Origin of the sequence: Streptomyces sp. 5K101, from assembly GCF_046506645.1 — a bacterium.
Lineage (GTDB): Bacteria > Actinomycetota > Actinomycetes > Streptomycetales > Streptomycetaceae > Streptomyces.
Genome location: NZ_JBKFFO010000022.1, coordinates 56,396 through 70,001 on the forward strand (window position 1 = coordinate 56,396; position 13,606 = coordinate 70,001).

The 13,606-nt window shown below is 71.7% G+C and carries 11 protein-coding genes; 5 read left to right on the forward strand and 6 right to left on the reverse strand.

What is annotated here, in order from left to right:
- The first annotated feature begins 332 nt into the window (after positions 1 to 332).
- Positions 333 to 2,033: a chitinase gene (locus ACLB9X_RS29675; protein WP_410363508.1), complete on the forward strand. Its 1,701-nt coding sequence runs from the start codon at positions 333 to 335 to the stop codon at positions 2,031 to 2,033.
- 106 nt (positions 2,034 to 2,139) lie between these two features.
- Here the strand turns inward: ACLB9X_RS29675 and ACLB9X_RS29680 are convergent, their stop codons facing one another.
- A complete protein-coding gene (locus tag ACLB9X_RS29680) occupies positions 2,140 to 3,432 on the reverse strand; it encodes an Nramp family divalent metal transporter (RefSeq protein ID WP_410363509.1) in 1,293 nt (430 codons plus the stop codon).
- A gap of 302 nt (positions 3,433 to 3,734) precedes the next feature.
- On the opposite strand from ACLB9X_RS29680, the gene ACLB9X_RS29685 reads away from it, so the two are divergent.
- Positions 3,735 to 5,075, forward strand: a complete 1,341-nt coding sequence (locus ACLB9X_RS29685; protein WP_410363510.1) for a M14 family metallopeptidase — start codon at positions 3,735 to 3,737, stop codon at positions 5,073 to 5,075.
- 82 nt (positions 5,076 to 5,157) lie between these two features.
- Here ACLB9X_RS29685 and ACLB9X_RS29690 read toward each other — a convergent pair whose 3' ends face one another.
- The 4 genes from ACLB9X_RS29690 to ACLB9X_RS29705 form a co-directional block, all read right to left on the reverse strand.
- On the reverse strand, positions 5,158 to 6,630 hold the full coding sequence (locus ACLB9X_RS29690; RefSeq protein ID WP_410363511.1) for a GntP family permease: 1,473 nt from the start codon (positions 6,628 to 6,630) through the stop codon (positions 5,158 to 5,160).
- Between the two features lie 98 nt (positions 6,631 to 6,728).
- Positions 6,729 to 7,133, reverse strand: a complete 405-nt coding sequence (locus tag ACLB9X_RS29695) for a RidA family protein (RefSeq protein WP_410363512.1) — start codon at positions 7,131 to 7,133, stop codon at positions 6,729 to 6,731.
- Entirely contained in the window at positions 7,130 to 7,894 is a 765-nt protein-coding gene (locus ACLB9X_RS29700; RefSeq protein ID WP_410363513.1) for an IclR family transcriptional regulator, read from the reverse strand. The genes ACLB9X_RS29695 and ACLB9X_RS29700 overlap by 4 nt, the downstream gene beginning before the upstream one ends.
- Positions 7,891 to 9,435, reverse strand: coding sequence for a PfkB family carbohydrate kinase (locus tag ACLB9X_RS29705; protein ID WP_410363514.1), 1,545 nt, complete (start codon positions 9,433 to 9,435; stop codon positions 7,891 to 7,893). The genes ACLB9X_RS29700 and ACLB9X_RS29705 overlap by 4 nt, the downstream gene beginning before the upstream one ends.
- A 129-nt stretch (positions 9,436 to 9,564) precedes the next feature.
- Here ACLB9X_RS29705 and ACLB9X_RS29710 point away from each other — a divergent pair, with 129 nt between their 5' ends.
- Both ACLB9X_RS29710 and ACLB9X_RS29715 read left to right on the forward strand, forming a co-directional pair.
- Positions 9,565 to 10,839, forward strand: a complete 1,275-nt coding sequence (locus tag ACLB9X_RS29710) for an alanine racemase (RefSeq protein WP_410363515.1) — start codon at positions 9,565 to 9,567, stop codon at positions 10,837 to 10,839.
- A 33-nt stretch (positions 10,840 to 10,872) separates the two neighbouring features.
- A complete protein-coding gene (locus tag ACLB9X_RS29715) occupies positions 10,873 to 12,501 on the forward strand; it encodes an N-acyl-D-amino-acid deacylase family protein (protein ID WP_410363516.1) in 1,629 nt (542 codons plus the stop codon).
- On the opposite strand, the gene ACLB9X_RS29720 is transcribed toward ACLB9X_RS29715, so the two are convergent.
- On the reverse strand, positions 12,498 to 13,127 hold the full coding sequence (locus ACLB9X_RS29720; RefSeq protein ID WP_410363517.1) for an alpha-ketoglutarate-dependent dioxygenase AlkB: 630 nt from the start codon (positions 13,125 to 13,127) through the stop codon (positions 12,498 to 12,500). The genes ACLB9X_RS29715 and ACLB9X_RS29720 overlap by 4 nt on opposite strands.
- A 178-nt stretch (positions 13,128 to 13,305) precedes the next feature.
- Between ACLB9X_RS29720 and ACLB9X_RS29725 the strand changes: the two genes are divergently transcribed.
- Entirely contained in the window at positions 13,306 to 13,542 is a 237-nt protein-coding gene (locus ACLB9X_RS29725; RefSeq protein ID WP_410363518.1) for a chaplin, read from the forward strand.
- The last annotated feature ends 64 nt before the right edge of the window (positions 13,543 to 13,606 follow it).

Here is a 13,606-nt window from a genome sequence, read left to right on the forward strand (position 1 = left end):
CGGCCCGCGCCCGGCCAAAGGCGGACGAATTCGTCAATGGTCGACTCCCGTCACACCGCACCGAATTGTCGTGACCGCGGCTCTCTTTGGGCCCCGTTTGGGTCCGCGGGCCCACGCCGGGCAGTCAATGCCGTGCCTACGCTCCGATTCCGATTCCGCGTGCGCCGGTATGCGGGAAGGGGACTGAGCCGGGCGGCCGGGGAGCCGCCTTCCGTTCAGAGGTCTTGACAACACAATTGGTCTGGACCAGCTTGTACCTCCACGGTGGCCGCCCTTTCCGGGTCGCGGCCCCGGCCCTCCACACCCCCCAACTCCCCCACCGGAGGCTGCAAGTGGACCGCACCACACACGCCCGCAGATGGCTCGGCGCCGGCCTGGCGCTGGCCGTCGGCACTGGACTCGGCCTCATGGGCACAACCGGCACCGCACAGGCCGCCGACGTGAACGTCGCCAGGAACGCGGGCTTCGAGTCGGGGCTCGCCAACTGGACCTGCTCCGCGGGCAGCGGGATTTCCGTGTCCTCACCCGTGCACGGCGGCGCATCGGCCCTCAAGGCCACCCCGGCCGGCCAGGACAACGCCAAGTGCACCCAGACCGTGACCGTGCGGCCCAACTCGACGTACGCGCTGAGCGCCTGGGTGCAGGGCGGCTACGCCTACCTCGGCGCGAGCGGCACCGGCACCAACGACGTGTCCACCTGGACGCCCGGCACCAGCGGCTGGACCAAGCTGTCGACCTCCTTCACCACGGGAGCGAACACCACCTCGGTGACCGTCTACACCCACGGTTGGTACGGCCAGGCCGCCTACTACGCCGACGACGTGAGCGTGTTCGGCCCCGACGGCGGAGGCGACACCGACCCCGACCCGGTCGTCCCGGCGGCCCCGGCCGCCCCGACCGTCGGGACCGTCACTTCCTCGTCCGTCGCACTGAGCTGGCGGGCGGTGACCGGCGCGACCGGCTACAACGTCTACCGCGACGGCGTCCGGGTCCAGTCGGTGAGCGGGACGTCCTCGACGGTGACCGGCCTGGCCGCGAACACCGCGTACCGGTTCCAGGTGACGGCGACGAACGCGGCGGGTGAGTCCGCCAAGTCGGCCGCGGTCACCGGGACCACCTCACCCGGCGGCGGCGACCCGGGCAACCCGGGCGTGCCCCGGCACGCGCTGACCGGCTACTGGCAGAACTTCAACAACGGCGCGACGGTGCAGAAGCTGCGGGACGTCCAGGCGCAGTACGACATCATCGCCGTGTCGTTCGCCGACTCCACGGCCACGCCCGGCCAGATCACCTTCAACCTCGACCCGGCCGTCGGCTACGCCTCGGTCGCGGACTTCAAGGCGGACATCGCCGCCAAGAAGGCGGCCGGCAAGTCGGTGATCATCTCGGTGGGCGGCGAGAAGGGCAACGTCACCATCAACAGCGACGCGTCGGCGACGGCCTTCGCCGACAGTGCGTACGCCCTGATGCAGGAGTACGGCTTCAGCGGGGTCGACATCGACCTGGAGCACGGCATCAACGCGACGTACCTGACCAAGGCGCTGCGCCAGCTCTCCCAGAAGGCCGGCTCGTCCCTGGTCCTGACGATGGCCCCGCAGACCATCGACATGCAGAACACCGGCACCGAGTACTTCAAGACGGCCCTCGCCGTGAAGGACATCCTCACGGTGGTCAACATGCAGTACTACAACAGCGGTTCGATGCTCGGCTGCGACGGCAAGGTGTACGCGCAGGGCTCCGTGGACTTCCTCACGGCGCTCGCCTGCATCCAGCTGGAGGGCGGACTGGACGCCTCCCAGGTCGGCCTGGGCGTCCCCGCCTCGACGCGCGGCGCGGGCAGCGGCTACGTCGACCCGTCCGTCGTGAAGAACGCGCTGGACTGCCTGACCCGGGGCACCAACTGCGGCTCCTTCAAGCCCTCGAAGACCTACCCGGCCCTGCGCGGCGCCATGACCTGGTCCACCAACTGGGACGCGACGGCCGGCAACGCCTGGTCCAACGCCGTCGGCCCGCACGTCCACAACCTGCCGTGACGGCACCCTGACCGACGAGGGCCCGTGCCGCCGCTCCCCCGGCGGCACGGGCCCAAGGGGTGCTCGGCGGATCCCGGCCGGGCACCCCCTCGTCGCACCGCGGGGTTCACCAGGGCAGGTCGCGCACCTGCTGCACGCACAGCACGACGAACAGCAGGCCCGCTCCCGCCAGCATCACGTTGCTGAGGATGCCGTTGCGCCATTCGGCGGGAGTCCGGGAGGAGTTGAGCAGCCAGACCAGGGTGAGCGCGAGGAACGGCATGAAGAACGCGCCGATCACGCCGTACACGATCACCAGGCCGAACGGCTGGTCCAGGAAGAGCAGCGCGATGGGCGGGAAGGTGAGCCACAGGAGGTACGCGCGGAACGGCAGCGACTTCTCCCGGCTGCCGGACGCCACCTCCGCCCCCGTCGTCGCCGCGTCCTGCTTGCGGTAGTTGGAGACGAAGTCGGCGAACATCAGGCTCACGCCGTGCCAGACACCGATCAGCGAGGTGAAGGACGTGGCGAAGAAGCCGACGAGGAAGAGCTTGGCGGTGACGGTCCCGTAGCGGTCCGCGAGGATGTCGCCCAGGTCGAGCAGGCCCTTGTCGCCCTTGGCCAGCGCAATGCCGGAGGAGTGCAGAAGCTCGGCTCCGACGAAGAGCATGGCGACGACGAAGATGCCGGTCGTGACGTAGGCGACGCGGTTGTCCAGGCGCATCACCTTCATCCAGCCGGTGTCGGTCCAGCCCTTGGCGTTGACCCAGTAGCCGTACGCGGCGAGCGTGATGGTGCCGCCGACGCCGCCGATCAGGCCGAGCGTGTAGATCAGCGAGCCGTCCGGCAGGACCGGCGCGAGGCCCGCGAAGGCGTCGCCGAGGTTGGGGGTCACCCGGACGGCCAGGTAGACGGTGACGACGAACATCACGCCGACCAGCACGGTCATGACCTTCTCGAACACGGCGTACCGGTTGAACCAGACGAACACCAGCCCGACCAGACCACACAGCACGGCCCACCACTTGAGGTCCATGGTCCCCGGGAACAGGGCGTCCAGCGGGAGTGCGCTGGAGGACATCGCGGCCGCGCCGTAGACGAAGCCCCAGACGACGACGTAGACGACGAAGTAGACGGTGGTCCAGGACCCGAGGCTGCGCCAGCCGTCGAAAAGGGTTCGTCCGGTGGCGAGGTGCCAGCGCCCGGCCGCCTCCGCCAGCGAGATCTTCACGAGGCAGCCGATGACCGCGGCCCACAGCAGCGTGTAGCCGAACTTGCTTCCCGCGATGAGGGTGGCGACCAGGTCGCCGGCCCCGACACCGGTCGCCGCGACGACGATTCCCGGTCCGATGTACCGCCAGCTCGCCTTGCGCGGCCGGGAGGTGGCCTCGCCGGTGCTCTCTTCGGTGGTGCCTGTCATGCGCAGCCGCCTTCCCGCTCGTCCCTCGATGTGACTGGGTTACCCAAGCCGGATGCCGGTGATCCCGCAAGAGGTCCGACAAGGTGTTCGGCATCCGGCAGATGGGTGTATGGCCGGGAGTCGCTATTGACCAGGGCATGCCAGAGTCGCACCATGAGCGACGCGCGAGCCACCGCCGCCGCAACCGCAACCGCAACCGCAACCGCACAGCCGCACACATCCCCACACCGCACGCACCCACACCCCATGCACCGCACCCCGCAGACGCACTGAGCAACCCCCCACACCTCAGGAGCAGTTGCATGCGAATCCGCCCCCTGGGCAAACGTTCCGCCGCGCTCGCGGCCGTCGTCGCCCTCGCCCTGGCAGCACCCCTCACCGCGAGCGCCTCGCCGCCGGCCGACCGGCCCGCGCCGGCCGCCGCCGGCGAGGAGGAACACACCCGGCAGTACCGCATCCACGGTCCCGACAGCGCCGCCGACCGCACGGCGATCGCCGCCACGGGAGTGTCCGTCGACGAGGTGGACGACCACACGATCGTCGTCAGCGCCACCGCCGCCCAGGCGAAGCTGCTGCGCGCCCTCGGACACACCCTCACGGCCCTGCCCGGGCCGCCGGACCGCTCGACGGCGGCCCGGACCCAGCCCTTCGACTTCCCTTCGGCCGACGCCAAGTACCACAACTACGCCGAGATGACGGCCGAGATCGACCAGCGCGTCGCCCAGTACCCGGCCATCATGAGCAAGCGCGTCATCGGCAAGAGCCACCAGGGCCGCGACATCGTCGCCGTCAAGATCAGCGACAACGTGGCGACCGACGAGAACGAGCCGGAGGTGCTGTTCACGCACCACCAGCACGCGCGCGAGCACCTCACCGTGGAGATGGCGCTCTACCTGCTGCGGGAGTTCGGCGAGGACTACGGCGGCGACGCACGGATCACGAACGCCGTGAACAGCCGCGAGATCTGGATCGTCCCCGACCTCAACCCGGACGGCGGCGAGTACGACATCGCCTCCGGCTCCTACCGCAGCTGGCGCAAGAACCGGCAGCCCAACGCCGGTTCGTCCTACGTCGGCACCGACATGAACCGCAACTGGAACTACAAGTGGGGCTGCTGCGGCGGCTCGTCGGGCTCCCCCGGCTCCGACACCTACCGGGGCGCGTCCGCCGAGTCGGCGCCCGAGGTGAAGGTCGTCGCGGACTTCGTGCGCTCCCGGGTCGTCGGCGGAAGGCAGCAGATCAGGACGGCCATCGACTTCCACACCTACAGTGAGCTGGTGCTGTGGCCGTACGGCTACACGTACAGCGACACGGCCGCCGGCATGACGCAGGACGACCGCGACGCCTTCGCCGCCGTGGGCCGGAAGATGGCGGCGAGCAACGGCTACACGGCCGAGCAGTCGAGCGACCTCTACATCACGGACGGCTCGATCGACGACTGGCTGTGGGGCGCCCAGAAGATCTTCGGCTACACCTTCGAGATGTACCCGTCCGGCTTCGGGGGCGGCGGCTTCTATCCGCCCGACGAGGTGATCGAACGCGAGACCTCACGGAACCGGGACGCCGTGCTCCAGCTCCTGGAGAACTCCGACTGCATGTACCGGTCGATCGGCAAGGAGTCCCAGTACTGCACCGGTGCGTGACCATCAGTCACCGGTGGACGCGGGAGGGGCAGAGCACGCGCCCTGCCCCTCCCCGTCGAAGTCCTTCTCCTTGTCCATACACCTACAGGGCGAGGCTGAGCGCCGCCGCGACGGCGAAGCCCGCGACCGACAGCACGGACTCCAGCACCGTCCAGGACTTCAGGGTGTCCCGCTCCGAGATGCCGAAGTACTTGGCGACGATCCAGAACCCGCCGTCGTTGACGTGCGAGGCGAAGATCGAGCCCGCCGAGATCGCCATGATGACCAGCGCCAGGAACGGCTGCGAGTGGTCGCCGGTCTCGACCAGGGGCACGACGATGCCCGCGGTGGTGACGATGGCGACGGTCGCCGATCCCTGCGCCACGCGGAGCACCAGCGAGATCAGGTACGCGAGGACGATGACCGGCAGCCCGACGTCGTTGAAGGTGTCCGACAGCGCCTGCGCGACACCGCTGGCCTTGAGCACGGCGCCGAAGACGCCGCCCGCGCCGACGACGAGGAGGATGTTGCCGACCGGCTTGAGCGACTGCGTGGACACCGACTCCAGGGACTTGCGGGTCCAGCCGCGCCGGATGCCCAGCAGCCAGTACGCCATGACCAGCGCGATCGTCAGGGCGACGAAGGGGCTGCCGAAGAACTCGATGACCGAGCGCGGTGTGGAGGGTTCGAGCGTGATGGAGGAGAACGTCGCGGCGAGGATGAGGATCAGCGGCGTACCGATGATGGTGAGCACGGTCCCCAGCGGGACCGGTGCCTCCCGCGGCGCCCGGCCCGCGGCGGCCTGCTCGGCGAGGACCGCGGCCCTGGCGTCCTCGGCGGCCTCCACCATGTCCTGCGGGACCTCGACGAACAGCCGCTTGCCGATCCAGGCGGCGTAGCCCCAGGCGGCGAGCACGGCCGGGATGCCGACCACGATGCCCATGACGATGACCCAGCCCAGGGAGACGTGGAACAGGCCGGCGGCGGCGACCGGGCCGGGGTGCGGCGGCAGGAACGCGTGGGTCATCGACAGGCCGGCGAGCAGCGGCATCGCGTAGAGGACGATCGACTTGCCGGACCGCTTGGCCGCCGCATAGACGATCGGCGCGAGGACGAAGATGCCGACGTCGAAGAAGACCGGGATGCCGAAGATCAGGCCGGTGAGGCCCATGGCGAGCGGGGCGTGCTTCTCGCCGAACAGGCCGAGCAGGCGCGAACTCAGCACCTCGGCGCCGCCCGACACCTCGAGTATCGCGCCGAGCATCGTGCCCAGGCCGATGATGATGGCGACGTGGCCGAGGATGCCGCCCATGCCGGTCTCGATGACGGAGACGGCGGCGGACCGCTGGACGGTGCCGAAGAGTTCGGTGACGGACAGGCCCGCGGCGAGTCCGACCGCGATGGACACGGTGAGCAGGGCGACGAACGGCTGCAGCCGCACCTTGATGATCAGCAGGAGAAGCAGGGCGATACCGAGGGCGGCGACGGTGAGGAGACCGGCCGTGCCGTCGATGAGGGTGAGCAGACCACCGGTGTGCGGGGTGGGTGGTGGGGGTGCGTCAGCGGCGATGAACATGCAGGAGAGTCCGTTCCGGGCGGTTTTCGGCAAGGGGGGATCGCGGCACGGCGCATCGGGGAGGCGCGCCGTGCCGTACTGCTGCGGGTTCAGAAGGATCAGTCCAGGACTGCCAGGGCGTCGATCTCGATGAGCAGGCCGGCGGGGAGGCCGACGTAGACCGTCGTACGGGCGGCGGGGGCCACGGTCAGGTCGGCGAAGTACTCGTTGTAGATCTCGTTCATCTCGGCGAAGTGGGCCGTGTCGGTGAGGTAGACGCGGATCATCATCACGTCGTCCCAGGACGCGCCGCCCTCTTCGAGGATCGCCTTGACGTTGGCGAGGGTCTGGAGGGTCTGCTCGCGCAGGGTGGGCCCGGCGGGCGTGGGGGCCTTGCCCTCCTCCGCCGGCAGAAAGCCGACCTGTCCGGCGACCTGGAGGATGTTGCCCTTCCTGACGCCGTGCGAGAACTTTGCGGGCGGTGCGGTGTGGGTGCTCGGGGTGATCGCGGTCTTCTCGCTCATGCGCGTGCTTCCTTCTGCGGGGTGTGGCCTGAGTACTCCCGCGTGATGGCGTCGGCCGTGCGCCGCACCAGCGGGAGCAGGGTGAGGAGTTCGTCGGCGGTGACGACGACGTTCGGCGCGGACACCGACATGGCGGCGACGGCCCGGCCGTCCGCGCCGCGGATGGGGGCCGCGACGCAGTTGATGGACTCCTCGTGGCCGCCGAGGTCGGTGGCCCAGCCCTGTTCGCGCACGGTGGCCAGCTCCTTGAGGAAGGCGCCGGCGTTCGGGGTCGAACGGGACGTGTACATGGGGTAGTCGAGCTTCTCGGCGACGGTGCGCCGCTCGGACTCGGGGAGGTCGGCCAGCAGCAGCTTGGCCACGGCCGCGACGGTGATGGCAACGGGCTTGCCGATCCGCGAGTACATGCGGACCGGGTAGCGGCTCTCGACCTTGTCGATGTAGAGGACTTCGCTCTCCTCGTACACCGCGAGGTGGACGGTGTGGCCGATCTGTTCGTTGAGGGCGACGAGATGGGGGTGCGCGATCTCGCGCACGTCCAGGTTCTCGACGGCCTCCTGCGCAAGGGCGATCAGCCGGGCGCCGAGGCGGTAGCGCTGGTCCTGCTGGCGGTAGACGAGGCCGTGCTCGTGCAGCGTGCGCAGCAGGCGCAGCGCGGTGGATTTGTGGACGCCGAGCCGGTCGGCGACCTGTCCGAGGTCGGCGGGCCCCTGCGCGAGCAGCGGCAGGATGCTCAGCGCGCGGTCGACGGTCTGGCTCATGGTGTACGTACCTCCTGGTCTGCCCCTGTCCACCCGGGGCCGAGGTGCAGTCTCCCCCAGGCGTCGTCGTCGAGGGCGACGAGCCGGTCGGCGTGCGCGGCGGCGGGAGGGGCGCCGAGGTCACCGGCGACGGTGAGGGCGGCGGCGGCGTACAGGTGCCCGTACCGGAGCCGGTCCTTCACGGGCAGCCCGCGGAGGCAGCCGCCGAGAAACCCGGCGGCGAAGGCGTCCCCGGCCCCGGTGGCGGCGACGACCCGCACATCGGGAGCGGGCACGTACGCGACGCTGTCGCCCGTACGCCTGACGCCGTGGCTCGGGATCCCCCCGCCGAGGCCAGGGGCAGCGCCCCCCTCCCCAATCCGGGACCCGCCCGAACCCGCACCGCGCTCCCCGCGGCCTTCGGGGGCTCCGCCCAGGCCCGTTCCCCGCTCCACGCGACCTTCGGGGACTCCGCCGCCCAGCCCCGTACCGCACTCCGCACGGCGCTCGGGGACTCCACCCGCACCCGCACCGCGCTCCACGCAGTGTTCGGGGGCTCCACCCGGGCCCGCACCGCGCTCCACGCAGTGTTCGGGGGCTCCACCCGGGCCCGCACCGCGCTCCCCGCGGCCTTCGGGGACGCCGTCCCCGGCGCCCCGCGCCTCAAGGGCCGACGGGGCTGGGTTGCGCGGAGCGGCATCACCCACGGCCGCCAGGCCGTTGGGGGAGCTCGCGGCACCGGGGTCCGGGGCGGAGCCCCGAAGGCGCCCGAAGGGCGCCGGGGTCTGGGGCGGAGCCCCAGTTACCGGATGGGGCGGGGTGGGGAAAACCTCCCGCTCGAACGCCACCGCACCCCCCGCCCCCCGCTTCACCACCAGCACCGCCGGCTCCGGCAGCGCCGCGCGAATCGCGTCCGCGCCCCGCAGACCCCACGCCTCCTCCGCCTCGTCCTCGCCCACGAACACGATGTCCGCGCCCCGGGCCAGTTCCAGCAGCACCCGCGCGCCGGACGCCGCATCGCGCCACAGGCCCGGCCGGTGGTTCACGTCGAAGGAGACCGGCGGCCGGCCCTCCCGCCGCGCGGTCAACTCCCGCATGAGCGCGAGGCAGTCGGGGGACAGCGCGGCGGTGATCCCCGAGAGGTGGAGCACTCGGCCGGACCACACGTCCTCGTCCCGCACGTTCCCCGGCGACATCGCAGACGCCGCCGAGCCCGCGCGGTAGTACAGGACCTCGTGCCCGTCCGTCGCCCGGTCGCCCGCCGTGCGGAAGTACACGCCGGTCGGGCGCTCGGCGTCGCGCGCGACGGCCGAGGTGTCCACCCCGTACGCCGCGATCGCCGCCACAAGGTGGTCGCCGAAACCGTCCGCGCCGACACGACCGACCCAGCGCGTCCGGTGGCCCGCCGCCGCGAGCGCGCACGCCACGTTGGACTCCGCGCCGCCGATGCCGCGGACGAACGACGGCACATCGGCGAGGCGGCCCTCACGGGTCGGCAGCAAGGTGACCATGGACTCGCCGAGACAGACGACGTCCACGGGGGCCTGCACGCTCGCGGTCATGGTCGCGGGGGCTCCTTGCTGGTCGGTCGCCGGGCACCATTGACCCGGCGTTGGCTCGGATGTTAGACAGCGCTCAGCGAAATACGCAATGGCCGTTGCACATAATGCAACGCCGTAGAGGAGGGCCCCATGGCTGCCGACAACGCCGTCGCACGACTCGCCGACGAACCGGTCGACCACCGCTTCAAGGCGCTCCCGCCCGACGCCGAGGGCCGGACCGTCGGTGAACTGGCGGCGGCCCGGCTCAACCTCTTCACCGGCGGCTTCACCACCCCCGTCCTGGCGCTGTCCGCCGAGTCGGTGGAGCACAACCTCGCGCTCCTGGAGACCTACGCCGAGCGCCACGGCCTCGCCTTCGCCCCGCACGGCAAGACCTCCATGTCGCCGCAGCTCTTCGCGCGCCAGCTGGAGTACGGCGCCTGGGGCATCACGGCCGCGGTGCCGCACCAGGTCCGCGTCTACCGGGCGTACGGGATCCAGCGGATCTTCCTCGCCAACGAGGTGGTCGACGCGGCCGCGCTGCGCTGGATCGGACAGGAGCTCGACGCCGACCCCGGCTTCCGCCTCGTCTGCTACGTCGACTCCGTGCGCGGCGTCGAGCTGATGGACCAGGCCCTGCGCGGCACTTCGCGCCCGCTGGACGTCGTCGTCGAGCTGGGCGCGGGCGAGGGCGCGCGTACGGGTGCCCGTACGGAGGCGGACTGCGCGGCGGTGGCCGACGCGGTGGCGGCCACCCGCACGCTGCGGCTGGTCGGCGTCGCCGGGTACGAGGGCGAGGTCCCGCAGGCCGACGCCGAGAGGGTGGAGGCCTGGCTGCGCCGGCTGGTGGGGCTGGCGGTGGACTTCGACAAGGCGGGCCGGTTCGCGGACGCCGGCGAAATCGTGGTCAGCGCGGGCGGCAGCGCGTGGTTCGACGCGGTCGCGGACGTGTTCGCCGAGATCCCCGCACTGTCCCAGCCGGTCCTCAAACTGCTCCGCTCCGGGGCGTACGTCTCGCACGACGACGGCCACTACCGTCACCTGACCCCCTTCAACCGGGTGCCGGACGAGGGCGCGCTGCAGCCGGCGTTCCGCCTGTGGGCGCAGGTCGTCTCGCGTCCCACCGCGGAGCAGGCGTTCGTGAACGCGGGCAAGCGGGACGCGGCGTACGACCTCGACCTCCCGGTCGCCCAGGTCGTCCGCGACGCCCGCACCGGCGAGATCCGTCCGGCCACCGGCCTGACGGTCGCGGGCCTGTCCGACCAGCACGGCTGGCTGCGGACCGAGCCGGGGGCGCGGCTGGAGGTCGGCGACTGGGTGGGGCTCGGGCTGTCGCACCCGTGCACCAGCTTCGACAAGTGGCAGCTCATCCCGCTGGTGGAGGCGGACGGCACGGTCACCGACTACATCCGCACGTTCTTCTGAGCGGGAGCCGTTCCCCACCCCGAGAGGACCCCCATGGACCTGGTCATCCGCGACGTGCGCGTCATCGACGGCGGCGGCGGCGCCTCCTACCGCGCCGACGTCGGCCTCACCCGCGGCCGCGTCGCCGCGATACGCCGCGAGGGCGAGCCCGCCCTCTCCGGCACCCGCACGCTCGACGCCCACGGCCTCGCGCTCTCGCCCGGCTTCATCGACATGCACGCCCACAGCGACCTCGCCCTGCTGCGCGACCCCGACCACAGCGCCAAGGCGGCCCAGGGCGTGACCCTCGAAGTGCTGGGGCAGGACGGCCTGTCGTACGCGCCCGTCGACGACGCCACCCTTGCCCACGTCCGCACGGCGATCACGGGCTGGAACGGCGGTGCGCCCGGGGACACGACGGTCGACTTCGACTGGCGCACGGTCGGTGAGTACCTCGACAGGCTCGACCGCGGCATCGCCGTGAACGCCGCGTACCTCGTCCCGCAGGGCACGGTCCGTATGTACGCCATGGGCTGGGAGGACCGTCCCGCCACCGACGCCGAGCTGGCCCGGATGAAACAGCTCGTCGCCGAGGGACTGGAGCAGGGCGCCGTCGGCCTGTCGTCGGGGCTCACGTACACCCCCGGGATGTACGCGAGCGGCTCCGAACTCACCGAGCTGTGCCGCGTCGTGGCGGCGTACGACGGCTACTACTGCCCCCACCACCGCTCCTACGGCGCGGGCGCCCTGGAGGCGTACGAGGAGATGGTGGCGCTCACGCGCGAGGCGGGCTGCGCGCTGCATCTCGCCCACGCCACCATGAACTTCGGCGTCAACAAGGGCCGGGCCCCGGAGCTGCTGGCCCTCCTCGACGACGCGCTGGACGCGGGCGCCGACATCACCCTGGACACGTACCCGTACACCCCCGGCTGCACGACGCTCGTGGCCGTGCTGCCGAGCTGGGCGGGCGAGGGCGGCCCCAATGCGGTGCTCGCCCGGCTCCGGGACGACGAGGCCGCGGAGCGGATCCGCCACCATCTGGAGGAGATCGGCTCCGACGGCTGCCACGGCGTGCCGGTGGAGTGGGACACGATCGAGATCTCGGGCGTGAACGACACGGCCCTGGCGGACCACGTCGGCCGCACGATCCTCGAATCCGCGAAGGCCCGGGGGGAGGAGCCCTGGGTCACCGCCCGGCGCCTGCTGATCGCGGACCGGCTCGGCTCGACGATCCTGCAGCACGTCGGCCACGAGGAGAACGTCCGCGCGATCATGCGCCACCGCGTCCACACCGGCGGCAGCGACGGCATCCTCCAGGGCCTCAAGCCGCATCCGCGCGCGTACGGCACCTTCCCGCACTACCTGGGCCGGTACGCCCGCGACCTGGGCATCATGTCCCTGGAGGAGACGATCGCCCACCTGACCTCGCGACCGGCGGCCCGCCTGCGGCTGCCCGACCGCGGCCTGGTGCGCGAGGGCTACCGCGCCGATCTCGTCCTGTTCGACCCGGACACGGTCGCGGCGGGCGCCACGTTCGAGGCGCCGCGCACGCTGCCGGTGGGCATCCCGTACGTGCTGATCGACGGCCGGTTCGTGATCGAGGACGGCGCCCGTACGGATGTGCTCGCCGGCCGCTCGGTACGGCGCACCGGATCACCTCAACCAGCGGCCGCCTGTTCCTAATTCACACCGATCGGGCGGAACTGGACGCTGATCCGCGGCCCCACCCAGCGCGCCGTCTTCGGCACGGCGTGCTCCCAGGTGCGCTGGCAGGAACCGCCCATCACCACCAGGTCGCCGTGGCCGAGCGCCCGGCGCACCTGCGTCCCGCCGCCGCCCGCGGGGCGCAGCACGAGATCGCGCGGGGCGCCCACGGAGAGGATCGCGACCATGGTGTCCTCCCGTGCGCCCCGGCCGATGCGGTCCCCGTGCCAGGCGACGCTGTCGTGGCCGTCCCGGTAGTAGCAGAGCCCGGCGGTCACGAACGGCTCGCCCAGCTCGTCCGCGTAGTGCCGCGACAGCGCGTCGCGGGCGCTGTCCAGCACGGGATGCGGCAGCGGCTCGCCCTCCTGGTAATAGGCGAGCAGCCGCGGCACGTCCACGACCCGCTCGTACATCTGGCGGCGCTCCGCCCGCCAGGGCACGTCGCTGACGAGTGCGTCGAACAGCGCGTCGGCGCCGGTCAGCCAGCCGGGCAGCGCGTCGAGCCACGCACCGTTCCCGAGCACGGTGCGCCGCACCCTGTCGAGCGGGCCGAGGCGGATCTCGTCGGCCTGGTCGAAGAGCGAACCCTGCAGATGTACGGCCATGTCTCCACCGTACCCCCGGAGCCGAACACGCGAGCGAATGAACGGTTGTGCAGCCACCGAGGGGCCCGTTGGGGTCCGACTTCGACGTGATCCGTTACCGGTCCCCTGTTGCGGCGTTGAACGGGGAGTGAAGGCCGCAACACCTGCGGCCGCCTCTCGACACTGCAAGGAGAAGTTGATGTCGCGTATCGCGAAGGCCGCAGCTGTTGTCGCCGGCACGGGTGCCCTCCTCGCCGGCGGCGCCGGCATGGCTGCCGCCGACGCCGGAGCGCAGGGTGCCGCCGCCGGTTCCCCGGGTGTCCTCTCGGGCAACATGGCTCAGGTCCCCGTCCACGTGCCGGTCGACGTCTGCGGCAACACGGCGAACGTCATCGGGCTGCTCAACCCGGCCTTCGGCAGCGGCTGCGTCGCCTAGGCCTGAGCACCGGTCGACCGCGGCCGCGCCCGCCCCACCCGGGCGAGGCCGCGCGCGGCCACGG